General features: G+C 58.1%; 15 protein-coding genes. 14 read left to right on the top strand and 1 reads right to left on the bottom strand.

Going from position 1 to position 16,250, the window contains the following annotated elements:
• Positions 1–106: 106 nt before the first annotated feature.
• The 9 genes from rny (at position 107) to GXP70_RS13020 (ending at position 9,823) form a co-directional block, all read left to right on the top strand.
• Positions 107–1,648 carry a ribonuclease Y gene (gene rny / locus GXP70_RS12980; protein WP_162357207.1) on the top strand — a complete coding sequence of 514 codons (1,542 nt, stop codon included), beginning with the start codon at positions 107–109 and terminating at the stop codon, positions 1,646–1,648.
• Between the two features lie 78 nt (positions 1,649–1,726).
• Positions 1,727–2,521, top strand: a complete 795-nt coding sequence (locus GXP70_RS12985; RefSeq protein ID WP_162357208.1) for a TIGR00282 family metallophosphoesterase — start codon at positions 1,727–1,729, stop codon at positions 2,519–2,521.
• Positions 2,522–2,791: 270 nt separating this feature from the next.
• Complete coding sequence (locus tag GXP70_RS12990; RefSeq protein ID WP_162357209.1) at positions 2,792–3,052, top strand: stage V sporulation protein S; 261 nt, start codon at positions 2,792–2,794, stop codon at positions 3,050–3,052.
• A gap of 140 nt (positions 3,053–3,192) precedes the next feature.
• The gene (locus tag GXP70_RS12995) at positions 3,193–4,146 is read left to right on the top strand and encodes a dipeptidase (RefSeq protein WP_225442782.1); all 954 of its coding nucleotides are present in this window, start codon (positions 3,193–3,195) and stop codon (positions 4,144–4,146) included.
• A gap of 178 nt (positions 4,147–4,324) precedes the next feature.
• Positions 4,325–6,058, top strand: coding sequence for a 2-oxoacid:acceptor oxidoreductase subunit alpha (locus tag GXP70_RS13000; RefSeq protein ID WP_162357211.1), 1,734 nt, complete (start codon positions 4,325–4,327; stop codon positions 6,056–6,058).
• 1 nt (position 6,059) lies between these two features.
• Positions 6,060–6,926, top strand: a complete 867-nt coding sequence (locus tag GXP70_RS13005) for a 2-oxoacid:ferredoxin oxidoreductase subunit beta (protein ID WP_162357212.1) — start codon at positions 6,060–6,062, stop codon at positions 6,924–6,926.
• A 94-nt stretch (positions 6,927–7,020) separates the two neighbouring features.
• Positions 7,021–7,593 carry a phosphate propanoyltransferase gene (gene pduL / locus GXP70_RS13010; RefSeq protein ID WP_162357213.1) on the top strand — a complete coding sequence of 191 codons (573 nt, stop codon included), beginning with the start codon at positions 7,021–7,023 and terminating at the stop codon, positions 7,591–7,593.
• A 175-nt stretch (positions 7,594–7,768) separates the two neighbouring features.
• Positions 7,769–9,328, top strand: a complete 1,560-nt coding sequence (miaB, locus tag GXP70_RS13015; protein WP_162357214.1) for a tRNA (N6-isopentenyl adenosine(37)-C2)-methylthiotransferase MiaB — start codon at positions 7,769–7,771, stop codon at positions 9,326–9,328.
• 21 nt (positions 9,329–9,349) lie between these two features.
• Entirely contained in the window at positions 9,350–9,823 is a 474-nt protein-coding gene (locus GXP70_RS13020) for a YlbF/YmcA family competence regulator (protein WP_162357215.1), read from the top strand.
• Between the two features lie 94 nt (positions 9,824–9,917).
• Here the strand turns inward: GXP70_RS13020 and GXP70_RS13025 are convergent, their stop codons facing one another.
• Positions 9,918–11,150 carry an MFS transporter gene (locus tag GXP70_RS13025; protein ID WP_225442783.1) on the bottom strand — a complete coding sequence of 411 codons (1,233 nt, stop codon included), beginning with the start codon at positions 11,148–11,150 and terminating at the stop codon, positions 9,918–9,920.
• A 181-nt stretch (positions 11,151–11,331) separates the two neighbouring features.
• On the opposite strand from GXP70_RS13025, the gene lepB reads away from it, so the two are divergent.
• From lepB to GXP70_RS13050, 5 genes are all read left to right on the top strand, one after another.
• The gene (gene lepB, locus GXP70_RS13030) at positions 11,332–11,856 is read left to right on the top strand and encodes a signal peptidase I (RefSeq protein ID WP_225442784.1); all 525 of its coding nucleotides are present in this window, start codon (positions 11,332–11,334) and stop codon (positions 11,854–11,856) included.
• A 3-nt stretch (positions 11,857–11,859) separates the two neighbouring features.
• Positions 11,860–12,885 carry a DUF4184 family protein gene (locus tag GXP70_RS13035; RefSeq protein WP_162357217.1) on the top strand — a complete coding sequence of 342 codons (1,026 nt, stop codon included), beginning with the start codon at positions 11,860–11,862 and terminating at the stop codon, positions 12,883–12,885.
• A gap of 189 nt (positions 12,886–13,074) precedes the next feature.
• The gene (locus GXP70_RS13040) at positions 13,075–13,386 is read left to right on the top strand and encodes a heavy metal-binding domain-containing protein (protein WP_162357218.1); all 312 of its coding nucleotides are present in this window, start codon (positions 13,075–13,077) and stop codon (positions 13,384–13,386) included.
• A gap of 150 nt (positions 13,387–13,536) precedes the next feature.
• Positions 13,537–13,845, top strand: a complete 309-nt coding sequence (locus tag GXP70_RS13045) for a rhodanese-like domain-containing protein (RefSeq protein WP_162357219.1) — start codon at positions 13,537–13,539, stop codon at positions 13,843–13,845.
• A gap of 176 nt (positions 13,846–14,021) precedes the next feature.
• Positions 14,022–16,232, top strand: coding sequence for a heavy metal translocating P-type ATPase (locus GXP70_RS13050; protein ID WP_162357220.1), 2,211 nt, complete (start codon positions 14,022–14,024; stop codon positions 16,230–16,232).
• Positions 16,233–16,250 lie beyond the last annotated feature (18 nt).

The raw sequence follows: 16,250 nt of genomic DNA on the forward strand, positions 1-16,250 counted from the left end.
TTGATTCAAAACGATTATTTTCGTCAAAAATGAACGTTAAAAACCGGCTGGAAAACCAAATACTGTCCCAAGCGTTTGCTTAGGTGAACAACGAGGAGGTGAGATAATGCCAATCTGGGCAACTATCCTGATCGCTCTCGTTGTTGGTGCAATTTTCTTTGGTGTCGGTTATTTTATTCGAAAATCGATCGCCGAGGCCAAAATTTCTAGCGCCGAGCAAGCCGCAAGCCAGATCGTAGACAATGCGAGGAAAGACGCGGAGGCGCTGAAGAAAGAAACGGTTCTCGAAGCGAAAGATGAAGTCCACAAGCTCCGTACCGAGGCTGAGAGAGATATTCGCGAACGTCGCAATGAGGTACAGCGTCTTGAAAGACGACTGATTCAGAAAGAAGAGTCGTTGGATAAAAAAATAGAAGCACTGGAACGCAAAGAAGAACAAGTAGCCAACAAAGAGAAGCGGATCGAGGAAACGCAAGAGCAAATCGATTCCATTTACAAACAGCAGCTTCATGAGTTGGAGCGGATTTCGAACTTGACGATGGAGGACGCGAAGCAAGTCATCCTGACTAACGTCGAGCAAGAGGTTCGTCATGAAACGGCTCAAATGATCAAAGAGATCGAACAGCAGGCGAAAGAAGAAGCGGATAAGAAAGCTCGTGATATTATCTCGCTTGCCATTCAGCGCTGCGCGGCTGATCACGTAGCGGAGACGACGGTTTCCGTCGTAGCCCTGCCGAACGAAGAAATGAAGGGTCGCATCATTGGCCGCGAAGGCCGCAACATCCGTGCACTGGAGACGTTGACCGGTATCGATCTCATCATCGACGATACACCGGAAGCGGTCATCTTGTCCGGTTTCGATCCAATCCGCCGCGAAATCGCCCGTACTTCCCTCGAGAAGCTCGTTGCAGATGGACGCATCCATCCTGCGCGCATCGAGGAAATGGTCGAGAAATCGCGTAAGGAAGTGGACGAGCGCATCCGTGAATACGGAGAGCAGGCGACGTATGAAGTTGGCGTTCACGGTCTGCACCCGGATCTGATCAAAATTTTGGGCCGTTTGAAGTACCGTACAAGCTACGGTCAGAACGTGCTCAAGCATTCCATGGAAGTCGCCTACTTGACCGGTCTGATGGCTGCCGAGCTCGGCGAGGACATCACGCTGGCAAGAAGAGCCGGCTTGCTGCACGACATCGGCAAAGCGCTTGACCACGAAGTGGAAGGGTCGCATGTCGAGATCGGCGTCGAATTGGCGAAGAAGTACAAAGAGCATCCGATCGTCATCAACAGTATCGCGTCGCATCACGGCGACTGCGAGGCGACTTCGGTCATCGCCATGCTCGTCGGCGCGGCAGACGCCTTGTCGGCTGCACGTCCGGGCGCAAGAAGAGAAACGCTCGAAACGTACATCAAGCGTCTGGAGAAGCTGGAAGGCATCTCGGAATCGTTCGACGGCGTCGAAAAATCGTACGCGATCCAAGCCGGACGCGAAGTTCGCGTCATGGTACAGCCGGACAAGATCGACGATACGGAAGCGTTCCGCCTTGCGCGCGACATTACGAAGAAGATCGAGAGCGAACTCGATTATCCGGGTCACATCAAAGTGACGGTCATCCGCGAAACGCGCGCCGTCGAATATGCCAAATAATCGCATAAGCATGACAATCCGGAAAAGTGGCTGCTTGTCAGCCACTTTTCTGGTCTAAACAGAGAGGTCAGGAAGCACATGAACGTATTATTTATCGGCGATATCGTCGGCAACGTAGGCCGCGCGGCGGTCAAGAAGGTACTGCCTGCGCTGCAATCGAAATACAACCCGCATATCATTATCGCGAATGGCGAGAATGCGGCGGCGGGTAGAGGCATTACCTCGGCCATCGTCAAGGAATTGCTCGATGCCGGCGTGCACGGCATTACGATGGGCAACCATACGTGGGACAACAAAGATATTTTCGAATGGCTCGACGACCAGCCGCGCATCGTGCGGCCGGCGAACTTCGCGCCGGAAGCGCCGGGTCAAGGCGCGGCCATCATTAAAGCGAACGGCAAGGAGCTGGCGATCATCAATCTGCAGGGCAGGACGTTCCTGCCGCCGATCGATTGTCCGTTCAGGAAGGCCGACGAGCTGATCGAGCAGCTGCGGCAGCGGACCCGGAATATTTTCGTCGATTTTCACGCCGAAGCGACTTCGGAGAAGATCGCCATGGGCTGGCATCTGGACGGGAAAGCGTCGGTCGTCGTCGGCACGCATACGCATGTGCAGACGAACGACGACCGGATTTTGCCGAACGGAACGGCTTATATTACGGACGTCGGCATGGTCGGCTCCATGGACGGCGTACTGGGCATGGAACGCGGCGCTGTATTGCATAAGTTTCTCACCCAATTGCCGTCGCGGTTCGTCGTTGACGAAGGGGACTGGCATTTGCACGGCGTATCGGTCGAAATCGACGAGGCGACGGGCAAGGCGAAGCGAATCCAGAAAATCCGCTTGACGGAAACGGAATGGCTGCTCATGTAGCAGCCATTTTTTTGCGTCATTTTTTTGCGTTATTCGTTATTGTTGCAGGCAAGCATGGCGTGAATATATAGTTTAAGCAACGCCGCCGTAGACGGCCGGGTAGCGAACGAAGCAGCGGGCATGGCCGCAAGTCTAGCTTGCGCTATGAAAATTCTCGCAATTCAGAAGATTTGGCTAACATAGCAGAAGAAAGAAGGAATTATTTCGCCTCTCTCGAATAACTATCTTAATAGCGGTATTCATCCATCATTCCCGAGGAGGTCACTTTCCATGGATGTCTTAAAAGTTTCAGCAAAGTCCAATCCAAATTCTGTTGCAGGAGCGCTTGCCGGCGTGTTGCGTGAACGCGGAGCGGCGGAATTGCAAGCAATCGGGGCTGGTGCGTTGAATCAAGCGGTAAAGGCGGTTGCGATTGCACGCGGGTTCGTTGCGCCAAGCGGGGTGGATCTCGTATGCATTCCGGCGTTCACGGACATCGTGATCGACGGAGAAGACCGGACGGCCATCAAGCTGATTGTTGAGCCTAGGTGAAGCGGCTGTCGCGTCCGGTAACGGCGCGGCGCGTTTCATTCCGAAGAAATACAATGACAAGTGAACGGACTAGACCTGTTTACGACGTAGGCAGGTTTTTTTGCATTGCGCAGCCATTCGAACTTGGGAGGCGGATTCGATTGAAACCTTTTCGCAAAGCCGATTTTCATTGCGATGTCTTGTGGAAGCTGCTCGAGGATCCTACGTTGTCCTTCATTCGGGACGATCAGAACAAGCTCGATGTCACGCTGCCGCGTTTGAAGCATGCCGGCGCGACCTTTCAGACCTTCGCCATCTACGTGCCGGAACGAATGGAGAAGACGATGGCGCCGATTCTGCAGATCATCGACCTTTTCTACCGGAAGGTGCTGGTCTCGCCCGAGATGACCTTTATACGCACGGGAAGCGATATAGAGGCGCTAGAGCGCAAGCCGGGGGCGATTGGCGCCATGCTGTCGCTGGAGGGCGCTGACGGCCTGCAAGGGGACCCTGCGATGCTGCGCATTCTGTTCAGGCTCGGCGTGCGGGCTGCGGGCCTGACGTGGAATCATGCGAATTGGGCAGCGGACGGCGCATTGGAAGCTCGCGGAGGCGGATTGACAAAAAAAGGCCGCGCCATCGTAGAAGAATGTAATAGATTGGGTATACTGTTAGATGTATCTCATTTATGCGACAGGGCTTTCTGGGACATGCTGAACGTTTCGTCCAGGCCGATCATTGCCTCGCACTCCAATTGCCGCAGTCATTGTCCGCACCCGCGCAATTTGAGCGACGATCAGATCAAAGCGCTGCTCGCCCAAGGCGGATTGATCGGCGTCACCTACGTGCCGCAATTCGTCTCGGCCGGCGTCTCGGCCGGCATTGCTGACGTGCTGCGTCACATAGAACGGATTTGCGAGTTTGGCGGCGAGCGGCAGCTGATGTTCGGCTCGGATTTCGACGGCATCGAGCGCTACGTCGACGGCTTGACCCATCCGGGCGAGCTGCACAGACTGCAGGATGCGCTGCTTGCGCGATACCCGGAGACGCTTGTGAAAGCGTTTTTCGAACGCAACGCGATGGCGTTCCTGGCCATGCATCTGCCGCGAGGATGAATGCTTTCCTTCCAATCTCACAACGATATGGGTATAATCGAAAAGAACTATCCGATAAAAACGCGGGAATACCTTGCTTTTTAGTAATTAGAGACATAAAATTTATTTGATTATGTGATAGAATTGTTAAATGTTGTTGAAAATATTGCAGGTTTATTCAAAAGAGGAGATGGGCATTTTGATCAGTCAATTGTCTTGGAAAATCGGGGGACAGCAGGGGGAAGGCGTTGAAAGTACCGACCGTATTTTCTCGACAGCTCTTAACCGTCTTGGCTACTACTTGTACGGGTACCGCCATTTTTCGTCGCGGATCAAGGGCGGTCATACGAACAACAAGATCAGAATCAGCACGACGCCGAAGCTTGCGATTTCGGACGATTTAGATATTTTGGTCGCGTTCGACCAAGAGAGCATCGATTTGAACGCGCATGAATTGCGCGCGGGCGGTGTAGTCGTCGCTGACGCCAAGTTCAACCCGGTTCTTCCGGAAGGCATCAATGCCCGTCTGTTCCCAGTGCCGATCACTTCGATCGCGGAAGAACTGGGCACGTCGCTCATGAAAAACATGGTTGCGTCCGGCGCCTCGTGGGCGCTTCTTGGCCTGCCGCTGGACGTATTTAATAAAGCGGTCGAAGAAGAGTTCGGACGCAAAGGCCCGGCGATCGTCGAGAAGAACATCGAAGCCGTCAAGCGCGGCGCCGATTACGTGCTCGAGCTCGCAGGCGGTCCGCTGGAGGAATTCCGGCTTGAGCCGGCCGACGGCAAGCAGAAGCTGTTCATGATCGGCAACGAAGCGATCGGGCTCGGCGCCGTAGCAGGCGGCTGCCGCCTGATGTCCGCGTATCCGATTACGCCGGCGTCCGAGATCATGGAATACCTGATCAAGAAGCTGCCGAAATTCGGCGGCACCGTCGTACAGACGGAAGACGAAATCGCGGCGGTAACGATGGCGATCGGCGCCAACTATGCCGGCGTGCGCACGATGACTGCGTCCGCGGGTCCCGGCCTCTCGCTGATGATGGAAGCCATCGGCCTGGCAGGCATGACGGAAACGCCGCTCGTGATCGTCGATACGCAGCGCGGCGGTCCTTCGACGGGTTTGCCGACGAAGCAGGAGCAATCCGACTTGAACGCGATGGTATACGGCACGCACGGCGAAATTCCGAAGATCGTCATCGCGCCCGCGTCGCTGGAAGACTGCTTCTACGATACGATCGAATCTTTCAATCTCTCGGAACAGTACCAGGTTCCGGTCATTCTGATGACAGACCTTCAGCTCTCGCTCGGCAAGCAGTCCTGCGAGCAGCTGGATCTCAATAAAGTGCCGATCAACCGCGGCAAGCTCGTTCGCGAGCTGCCCGAATTGCAGCCGAACGAATTGTTCAAGCGTTACGAGCTGACGGACGACGGCGTATCGCCGCGCGTCATTCCCGGCGATAAATTCGGTCTGCACCATGTGACGGGCGTCGAGCATGACGAGACGGGCCGCCCGTCGGAGAGCGCGGTTAACCGCAAGAAGATGATGGATAAGCGTCTTAACAAACTGGACGGCATGTACATCCGCGATGCCGTTCGCGCCGACGCTCCGCATGCCGAAGCCGATCTGCTGATCATCGGAATGGGCTCGACGGGCGGTACGATCGACGAGGCTCGCGTTCGCCTGGAGAGCGACGGCTTGAAGACGAACCATATTACGATCCGTCAAATCCATCCGTTCCCGACGGCGCTGGTCGAGCCTTATCTGAACGGCGCGGCGAAAGTCGTCGTGCTGGAAAACAACGCAACCGGCCAGCTGGCCGATCAAGTGAAGCTGCATGCCGGTCATGCCGACAAAATCAAGAGCGTTCTGAAGTACGACGGCAATCCGTTCCTGCCTTCCGAAGTCCACAAAGCATGCAAGGAGTTGGTCTAAGATGGCGACATTTAAAGAGTTCCGCAATAATGTAAAACCGAACTGGTGCCCGGGCTGCGGAGACTTCTCCGTGCAGGCGGCCATTCAGCGCGCGGCAGCCAACGTTGGCTTGGAGCCTGAGAAACTGGCCGTCATTTCGGGTATCGGCTGTTCCGGCCGGATTTCCGGCTATATCAACGCGTACGGCCTTCACGGCATTCACGGCCGCGCGCTGCCGATCGCGCAAGGCGTGAAGCTGGCGAACCGCGAGCTGACCGTAATCGCCTCCGGCGGCGACGGCGACGGATTCGCCATCGGCATGGGCCACACGGTTCACGCGATTCGCCGTAACATCGACCTGACATACATCGTCATGGATAACCAAATCTACGGCTTGACCAAAGGCCAAACGTCGCCGCGCAGCGCGGAAGGCTTCAAGACGAAATCGACGCCGGAAGGCTCCATCGAGTCGACGCTGTCACCGCTCGAAATCGCCATGTCGGCCGGCGCGACGTTCATCGCGCAGTCGTTCTCCAGCGACCTGAAGCAGCTGACGGCATTGATCGAAGCGGGTCTGAACCACAAGGGCTTCTCCTTGATCAACGTATTCAGCCCTTGCGTCACGTTCAACAAGGTGAACACGTACGACTGGTTCAAAGAAAACATCGTCAACCTGGACCAATTCCCGGATTACGATCCGTCCAACCGCGTGGCGGCCATGACGAAAATCATGGAAACGAACGGCATGCTGACCGGCCTGATCTATCAGAACAACGAGCGCTCCTCGTATGAAGCGATGATCAGCGGCTTCAAGCCGGAAGGTCTGGCGAACCAGGATCTGACGCTGTCCGAAGACCAATTCGGCAAGCTCGTAGCCGAGTTTAAATAAGACCGGCGCAATTCATAAGAATAAAGGCATACCGTTCGCGTTCGAACGGTATGCCTTTATTAACGACACGGAAGAAAGCAGGTTGAATCCGCATATGACAAAGAAGGTTCCCGTCGGCGTATCCGCCCGGCATATCCATTTGACGCAGGAACATGTAGAGACGCTGTTCGGACAAGGCGCCGAGCTGTCGGAATTCAAGCCGCTCTCCCAGCCGGGACAGTACGCGGCGAACGAGACGGTCGAGGTCGTCGGCCCGAAAGGCGGCTTCGCCAAGGTCCGCATCCTCGGACCGGTGCGCAAGCGCACGCAGCTGGAAGTCTCGCGCACGGACGCGTTCGCGCTCGGCATCAATCCGCCGCTCCGCGAATCCGGCGACATCGCCGGTTCGGCGGGCATCACGATTAAGGGGCCGGCCGGCGAAGTGACGATCGAAGAAGGCGTCATCGTCGCCGCGCGGCATATCCATTTCCATACGAGCGACGCGGAGCGCTGGGGCATCGCGGACAAGCAGCGGCTGTCGGTGCGCCTGCACGGCGAGCGCGGCGTCGTCCTGGAGAATGTCATCGCGCGGGTATCGCCGGAGTTTGCGCTCGATATGCATATCGATACCGACGAGGCGAATGCCGCCGGCGCCAAGACCGGCGACGAGGCAGAAATCATCGGTTAATCGAACGTTTGCCGCCATCGCTGGGGCAAACGTTTTTTTTATGAGGATCGCTCTCATGAGGATCGCGCTCGATTCGGATTCGCCGGCTGGAAAGAGAGGTGCATTTTTCTTTCTAATCGCGGCGGATTTTGATATAATGCTGGAATGGACACGTATAGAGAGAGGACGTGAAAGCATGAGCGGCACCGAGAAAGACTTCTCTAAGTATTTTGATTTTTCGAGTGCGAAGGTATTGAAGGAAGCGGACGGTAAAACGACCTACCGTATCAACGGCAGGAACATTACGATAAATGCGGCGCCAAGCTACAAGGATGAGAAACGGCGCGGCAAGGAAGAGATCAAAGTTCATTATGAATCTGCGATTCCGCCGGAGCTGCGCCGGCTCGGAGCCGGGAAGACATACAACATTACGACATACGGCTGCCAGATGAACGAGCACGACACCGAAGTGATGAAGGGCCTCTTCGAGGAGATGGGCTATGCGCCCGTCGAGGATCGGAGCAAGGCGGACGTGATTCTGCTGAATACATGCGCGGTGCGCGAGAATGCGGAAGACAAGGTGTTCGGCGAGCTCGGCCACTTGAAGCATCTGAAGCTCGAGAAGCCCGATCTGATTCTCGGCGTATGCGGCTGCATGTCGCAGGAAGAATCGGTCGTCGGCCGCATCATGCAGCGTCACGGCTTCGTCGATCTGATCTTCGGCACGCATAACATTCACCGGCTGCCGTATCTGCTGCAGGATGCGTATTTCGGCAAAGAGATGGTCGTGGAAGTCTGGTCCAAGGAAGGCGACATCATCGAGAATTTGCCGAAGAAGCGCGAAGGCATGCGCGGCTGGGTGAACATCATGTACGGCTGCGATAAATTCTGCACGTACTGCATCGTGCCGTATACGCGCGGCAAAGAGCGGAGCAGACGTCCCGAGGACGTCATCGCCGAAGTGCGCGAGCTGGCGCGGCAGGGCTATAAAGAAATTACGCTGCTGGGGCAGAACGTCAATGCGTACGGCAAAGACTTCGAAGATATGAACTACCGGTTCGGCGATTTGATGGCGGATATGGCCAAAATCGATATTCCGCGCATCCGGTTCACGACGAGCCATCCGCGCGATTTCGACGATCATCTGATCGAGGTGCTGGCCGGCAATGGAAATCTCGTGGAGCATATTCATCTGCCGGTACAGTCCGGCAGCACGGAAGTGCTGAAGCGGATGAGCCGCAAATATTCGCGCGAGCTGTACCTGGAGCTTGTCGGCAAGATCAAGCGCGCGATTCCGGACGTCGTGCTGACGACCGACATCATCGTCGGATTCCCCGGCGAGACGGACGAGCAGTTCGAAGAGACGATCTCGCTCATGAAGGAAGTCGGCTTCGCGTCGGCGTACACGTTCATTTATTCCCCGCGCGAAGGCACGCCTGCCGTCGGAATGGAAGACAGCGTCGCGATGAGCGTGAAGAAAGCGCGGCTCGCGCGGTTGAACGAGGTAGTCGGCGAGCTGAGCTTGAAGAGCAACCTCCTGCTGGAGAATCAGACCGTCGAGGTGCTGATCGAAGGGCAGAGCAAGAACAATCCGGATGTGCTTGCCGGGCGCACGCGCACGAACAAGCTCGTCCATATGAAGGGCCCGGCTTCCTGGATCGGCCAGTTCGTCGAGGCGCGCGTGACGGAAGCGCAGACCTGGTACATCAAGGCCGAGCCGGTGCTCGAAGCAATGGATCAAGAAGCGGTATCTTAACGACTAGAGGAGCTGTATACGATGGCAAACGAACAAGCAAAGCATGAGCATGACCACGATAAAGGCGCAAGCTGCGGCGTGCCGAAATTCAATAACGAAGACATCATCGTTCGCGCGGACATCATGGCGAAGACGAAAGAGCTGGCGGGCATGATTTTCACCTCCGAGGAAGTGCAGCAGTTCCAGCGCGCGGAGAAGCAAATCCAAGGCAATGAGCGCATTCAAGGCTTGATCGCGCAAATCAAGAAGAAGCAGAAGGAAGTCGTGGCGTTCGAGACGACGTTCAAGAACGCCGACATGGTGGCCAAGATCGAGAAGGAAATCGAAGTGCTGCAGGACGAGCTCGATAACATTCCGATCATCACGGAATTCCAGCAAAGCCAGTCGGACATCAACTATTTGCTGCAAACGATCGTTACCGTCATTCGGGATACGGTCGCGGACAAAATCACGCTTGAGGATGCGCAGACGGAAGATCCGGATGAGTGCATGTAATAGGCTGGCCATCCAGACAGATGCATGAGCGGCCAGCAATAAGAAACACCTGCCAGATTCGGATCCGCGTCCGTACCCGGCAGGTGTTTTCTGTTCATTGCGACAGCTGTCGCCGCGCCGGCTTGGACATCCGGCTTGCGCTGCGTTTCCATACGAGCGTCAGCACCAGCGCGGTCAACGCGAACAGGCCGCCCAGGATGAAGCCGTAATCCCGGCCGAACTGCGCGTTGATGAAGCCGGCAAGGAACGGGCCGGCGAACATGCCGATGGAATAGATCGCCTGGTAGAAGCCCATGGCCGTCGCGCGCTTCGACGATTCGAACGGCTGGATGGCCAGCCCGAGCAGGATCGGCAAGTACATGCCTTGCGCGAAGCCGTTCAACACTTGCGTAAGGGCAAGCAGCCCGAGATTCGGGGCGAAGGCGATCGCGACCGTGAAGCTGCCGCTCAGCAAGTAGGCGGTTCCGATGACGTTCCACGTCCCGAACTTCGGCACGAGCCAGCGGCCGGTCACGAGCGAGGCGAGTCCGTGCGGGATCATGAAGGCGATGACGATGAGCGTAAGCTGACCGTCCGACGCTCCGAGCGAAGTCGCCTTGAGCGGCGTAAAGCCGAACATCGTAATGAACAGCACGCAGTGGGCGAGGATCGACAGCGTCGACACCTGCCGCAGCGAAGTCGTCCGAATGACTTCCCGCAAATGACTGAGCGAGATCGGCGAACGCGCGACCCCTTCCTTCGGTTCTTTGACCGCGAAGGCGAGTCCCAGTCCGGCTATGCCGAAGATGATGCCTGCCGAGAAGGCCGCATTCCAGCCGTACGTATCGGCCAGCCAGCCGCTCAGCACCATGCCGATCAGCTGTCCGGAGACGGTCATGAAGCTGATGTTGCTCATCGCTTTCGTCGCGTCGGCGGCGGCAAAATAAGCGGCGTACAGGACGGTAAAGGCAACCCAGGCGGATGCGCAGACGCCGGACATCATGCGGCCGGCCAGCGGCCACAGCCAGGAGCCGGGAATCATGAAGAGCAGGCAGCTGAGCGTGCCCGTAATCATGCCGAGCATGAGGAACGGTTTGCGCTTGTGCATCTTATCCGACAGCAGCCCGAGCGGGAACCGGACGAGCATCTGCACGAAGCCGTAACTGCCGAGCACGATGCCGATCAGATCGTCGGCGTAGCCGCCGCTTTTCATAAAAGGGGATAAGATCGGGACATAGACGTAGAGCGTGGACCAGTACAGCAGCGTAACGATGACGAACAGGACATGATCCGACCGGGTCGTACGAATCAAGGGAGCCTGATCGGAGGCTTTCTCTTCAGCGGTCAAAGGAATGTCACTCCTTCGGTGTATTGGGATGTCAGCCTAATAAATGTATAATAGGAAAATAGGAAGAGCAATCCTTTTTGCGCATTCTATTCCGGAAGAAATAGAAACTTATTGTCCGCGATTCTCGTATTCATGTAAGAGACATGCCGGAACAGATAGGCGGAGAGAGGAGTCGGAAGCAATGAAGAAACCATGGATTCGGGAGCTTCGGGATTGGTGCGTCACGCTTGGAATCGCGATTACGTTAGCGCTTCTGATTCAGAATTACGCCTTTGCGCAAACCGAGGTCAAGAACATTTCGATGCAGAAAACGCTCGTGGACGGGCAGCGGCTGATCGAGGATAAAATCAGCTACCGCTTCGAAACGCCGCATCGCGGAGATATCGTCATTATTAGCGGTCCGGAAAGCGACAAACGGCTCATTAAGCGGGTCATCGGCCTGCCGGGCGACGTGATCGATTTCACGGACGACGGCCAAGTGCTCGTCAACGATACCAAGCTGAATGAACCGTACGTGAAAGGGCGTACGTATTCCAACGGCATGCAGGTCCCGTTCAAGGTGCCGGCCAAATCCGTGTTCGTCATGGGCGATAACCGCGAGAACAGCCAAGACAGCCGGATGCTCGGGCCGATTGCCATGTCCAGTATCGAAGGAAGAGCCGTCTTCCGGCTGTGGCCGCTGAGCAAGTTCGGTCAGTTGGACTGAGCCATGCCGTTTACGTTCTCGCATCCGCTGTTCTCCGTACCGCTCAAACGCATTGCGCCCCGATGGCTAAGCGTGACGGGTCTCGTGCTCGGGAGCATGATTCCGGATATGGAATATTTCATGGCGCTGGAGCCGTACCAGACGATCGGACATTCATTGGAAGGGCTCCTGCTGCAAGGCGTCCCGCTCAGCATCGCGTTCGCGTTCGCGTTTCACCGGGTCATCAAGCCGGCGCTGCCGAGGTTCATGCCGTCGGCCGGCGGGCTGGACCGGTTCGTCATGCGGATGTCGTCGGAGGAATGGAAGCTGGATTCCGTGCGCGCATGGACGATTTTCCTCGTGTCGCTGTTCATCGGTTATTGGTCGCATATGTTCATGGATGCATGGACGCATGCGTCCGGCACGTTCGTGGGCTGGTTCAGTCCGCTGCGCGGCAGCTTCGCCGGCAAGCATGTCTATCAGCTGCTGCAGTATCTGTTCTCGCTGATTGGCGCGGGCGTTCCCGCGCTCATGCTGCTGATTCGGTATATCCGATGGCGCTCGAACGAAGGCAAACAGCGGAAGCCGGCCTTGGCTTCTTACGGCACGAAAGCCTTGTTATGGTTGACGGCCGCCGCCTTCGGAATGGTTATGTTTGCGGGTAAAATGCTGTTCTCGTCCGAAGGCTCCAATCTGCTCAGCGTCCTGATTGTGGCGCCGCTATCCTCCGGGATCTTCGGCATATTCATCGCGTCGCTGCTCCATCGGGCCGCGCAGAACCGCAAGCTGAAGCGGGCACTCATTGCCGCGGCATTGATGCTTGCGGCGCTGGCCGTATACGATGCCTGCAAGCAGGTGTGGGCGCCGGAACTGGCGCTGGATCCGTCGACGCTGAAGATGAAGCCGCCCAAAGGCGTTTTTCAGCCGTTATGGAACGTGAATTTATGGTGCTGGGCGGCGATGATCCTGCTGAGCAGCACGCTGATCGCCAACAACCGGCGAACCCGGCGGGCGAACATGTCGGGCAGCTATCGCACGCCTACGGTTTGACGACAAGCAGGCTTTGCGATATGGCTGCAGCATGGCGGTGCCAATCGCGAGGCGGCGCATAATACGGAATCGTCGGGGCTATTCTATCCTCGCTTGAACGAGGCGAGGCTCGCCGAGTGCCGGCAACAAAATGAATCCGAATGCGAGGTTCGCGCGTATGACCTCGTATAACTTGCGGGAGGGATAACGATGATTTTTTCAACGACACCGACAATCGAAGGACAACCGATTCAACAATACCTGGGCGTAGTGACGGGAGAGGCGATCATGGGCGCGAACATCGTGCGCGATCTGTTCGCTTCCATCACGGACATCGTCGGCGGCCGGTCCGGCGCTTACGAGACGAAGCTGAAGGAGGCGCGCGACGTGGCGTTCAACGAAATGTCCAGCCATGCGTCGCGGCTGGGCGCGAACGCGATCGTCGGCATCGACATCGATTACGAGGTCGTCCGGGAAGGAATGCTGATGGTTGCGGTCAGCGGAACGGCGGTTCGCGTATAACGAAAGCTTGGAACGAAGCGGCATCCGCGCCTGTGCGGATGCCGTTGTTGCTTGCGTCCATCTGGGAGACGGCTGGACATGGCAAGCTTCATAAAGGTAAAATGTGAGGTGGATCGGCCAAACTTCTGCTTGAAGGAGCGTTATCGGGCAATGGGAGAAATTACGGCAAGCGAATTGGAAACCCGGCTTCGGGCCGGCGAGAAGCTCAGCGTCATCGATGTGCGCGAGCCGGACGAATGGGAGTCCGGCCATATTAAGGAAGCGGTCAGCATGCCGCTGTCCGTATTCGTCGAGCGGCTGGGCGAACTGAACGATTTCGAGGAACCGTTCTACATGGTGTGCAGAAGCGGCAATCGCAGCAGCAGGGCTTGCGATTATCTCGCCGCGCAGGGGTTCGAGGTCGTGAACGTCCTCGGCGGCATGCTCAGCTGGCCGGGCGAAGTGAAGACCGGCAAGTAAAGGCTTGTCCGGGATCGGTTAGTGGCTCGTAGAGCTGGAAAGGCGCTTTCGCATGGTGATGCGGGGGCGCTTTTTTGTCGCTTTTATCATGCGGCATGCCTGTTCGCCATATAGTGGAGAATAGGACGGCTTGGCAGCATCGATGCTCAAGCCGAGCGATGCGAAGGAGGGCGGCCATGCAGCCTCCGGTCGAGGAAGAAGTATTGGATTTGCGGATTCACGGAATGAGCTGCACGGCGTGCGCGACCCGGATCGAGCGGGCCGTCGGCAAGCTGGCCGGCGTCTCCGGCGTGTCGGTTCATTACGCGGCGAAGTCCGCTTATATTACTTATGCCGCGGATACGATTACGCCGGCGGGCATTATGGAACGGATCGGGCAAATCGGGTTTCAGGCGTTCCCGTACGGCCGCGACGGCGACGGCGGCTCGGAGATCGACGCGCTTAAGCTGCGCGTGTTCGCGGGCAGCCTGCTGACGCTGCCGCTGCTCTGGACGATGGCGCATCATTATTCGCTGCTGCGGGGCATTCCCGTACCGGCCTTCATCGAAGAGCCGGTGCTGCAGCTGCTGCTGGCGTCGATCGTACAGTTCTTCATCGGCATGCCGTTCTATTTCGGCGCGTTCTACGCGCTGCGGGAGCGTACGGCCAATATGGACGTGCTGGTGGCGATCGGCACGACGGCGGCCTATATCTACAGCTATGCGGCGATGCTGAAGGGCGGCCCGCTTTATTTCGAGACATCGGCCGTCGTCATTACCGCCGTCTTGATCGGCAAGCTGCTGGAGGCGACCGCATCGGAGCGGGTCATGCGGGAAGGCGACGGCTACGCGTCGCTGCAGGCGAAGGAAGCGCTCGTCCTGCGCGGCGGGATGCCGGAACGGATAGCGCTTGACCGGCTCCGTGTAGGCGACCAGCTGCTGGTCGAGGCGAACGGGCATGTGCCGGCCGACGGCCTCGTCGTGGACGGCGAAGCAACGCTGGACGAGTCGTTCCTGACCGGCGAGAGCGGGCTGGTCAAGCGGGAGGCGGGAGACCGCGTATTCGCCGGCACGACGGTCAGGGGACAGACGCTCCGCCTGCAAGTGCTCGCAACGGGACGAAATACGATGCTCAGCCGCATCGCTGCGATCACGCGCCAGGCGCAGGCCACGAAATCGTCCATCGGACGCAAAGTCGACCGGATGGCGGCCGTGTTCGTCCCGGTCATGATGCTGCTCGCGCTGGGGACGCTGCTGCTCTGGCTGCTCTTGCTCCGTCCGGGCGATTGGTCGACGGCGTCCATCCACGCGCTCGCCGTCCTGCTCGCGGCCTGCCCGTGCGCGCTCGGCCTTGCGGCGCCGATCTCGCTCGTGCTGGCCACCGGCAAGCTTGCCCGGCGCGGCATCGTGCTGAAGGAGGCCGGCGCGCTGGAACGGCTGGCGCAGCTGGATTTGATCGTGCTTGACAAGACCGGGACGCTGACGGAAGGCAAGCCTGCGGTGACGGGCGCTTCGGCGCTCAACGGCGCGCCGAATACGCTGCTGCGCCTGGCGGCTGCCGCGGAGGAAAGGTCGCTGCATCCGTTCGCGGAAGCGCTCCGGGAATCTGCCCGGCGCGCGGGGCTTGTGCTGCCGGTATCGTCCGATCATATCGCCTATCCGGGCAAAGGGATCGAAGCCCGGGTGGAAGGCAAGCTGATCGCGGTCGGCAACGCCGCGCTCGCCGCCGAGCGCTCGTGGACGATCCACCGGGCATCGAAGAGCTTCGCGGATCCGCGAGAGCGGTCGGGCGAGACCGTCGTCTACGTGTTCGTCGACGGCGTCAATACCGGCGCCTTCGCCCTGTCCGATTCCGTCAAGCGCACGTCCAAGGAAGCGGTCGAAGCGCTTGCCGGCGAAGGCGTACGCGTGCTGCTGGCCACGGGCGACCATCCGGGCGCCGCGGCGAAAGCGGCCGCGCTTGCCGGCATTCGAGAAGTGCACGCTTCCCTGCTTCCGGAGCATAAGGCGGCGCTTATTCGCCGGCTGCAGCAGGGGGGCCTCGTCGTCGCGATGGCGGGCGACGGCTGGAACGACGCGCCGGCGCTGGCGGCGGCGGATGTCGGGATCGCCATGGGCGGGGGCACGGAAGCCGCGCTGGACGCCGGCGACATGACGCTGCTCCGCTCGCGCCTGACGGGCATTTCCGAGTCGCTGCTGATCAGCCGGCTGACCGTGCGCAACATTCGTCAGAACCTCGGCTTCGCCTTGCTGTACAATGCCGTCGTTATCCCGTTCGCGGCAGTAGGCGGCATCGAGCCGTGGATGGCGGGCACGGCGATGGCGCTCAGTTCCGTATCCGTCGTCGGCAATGCGCTTCGGCTGAACGGACAGATGAGAAGGAAGCTGGACCGGCGACTGCAGGCATGAGCGTTATTCGGCTGCCGG

Source organism: Paenibacillus lycopersici (assembly GCF_010119935.1).
Classification (GTDB): domain Bacteria; phylum Bacillota; class Bacilli; order Paenibacillales; family Paenibacillaceae; genus Paenibacillus_Z; species Paenibacillus_Z lycopersici.

Coding starts and splice junctions, on each gene's coding strand:
- miaB (WP_162357214.1), top strand. CDS start 7,769: ATGAGCGGCACCGAGAAAGACTTCTCTAAGTATTTTGATTTTTCGAGT.
- GXP70_RS13035 (WP_162357217.1), top strand. CDS start 11,860: ATGCCGTTTACGTTCTCGCATCCGCTGTTCTCCGTACCGCTCAAACGC.
- GXP70_RS13020 (WP_162357215.1), top strand. CDS start 9,350: ATGGCAAACGAACAAGCAAAGCATGAGCATGACCACGATAAAGGCGCA.
- GXP70_RS13040 (WP_162357218.1), top strand. CDS start 13,075: ATGATTTTTTCAACGACACCGACAATCGAAGGACAACCGATTCAACAA.
- lepB (WP_225442784.1), top strand. CDS start 11,332: ATGAAGAAACCATGGATTCGGGAGCTTCGGGATTGGTGCGTCACGCTT.
- pduL (WP_162357213.1), top strand. CDS start 7,021: ATGACAAAGAAGGTTCCCGTCGGCGTATCCGCCCGGCATATCCATTTG.
- GXP70_RS13045 (WP_162357219.1), top strand. CDS start 13,537: ATGGGAGAAATTACGGCAAGCGAATTGGAAACCCGGCTTCGGGCCGGC.
- GXP70_RS12985 (WP_162357208.1), top strand. CDS start 1,727: ATGAACGTATTATTTATCGGCGATATCGTCGGCAACGTAGGCCGCGCG.
- rny (WP_162357207.1), top strand. CDS start 107: ATGCCAATCTGGGCAACTATCCTGATCGCTCTCGTTGTTGGTGCAATT.
- GXP70_RS13050 (WP_162357220.1), top strand. CDS start 14,022: ATGCAGCCTCCGGTCGAGGAAGAAGTATTGGATTTGCGGATTCACGGA.
- GXP70_RS12990 (WP_162357209.1), top strand. CDS start 2,792: ATGGATGTCTTAAAAGTTTCAGCAAAGTCCAATCCAAATTCTGTTGCA.
- GXP70_RS13005 (WP_162357212.1), top strand. CDS start 6,060: ATGGCGACATTTAAAGAGTTCCGCAATAATGTAAAACCGAACTGGTGC.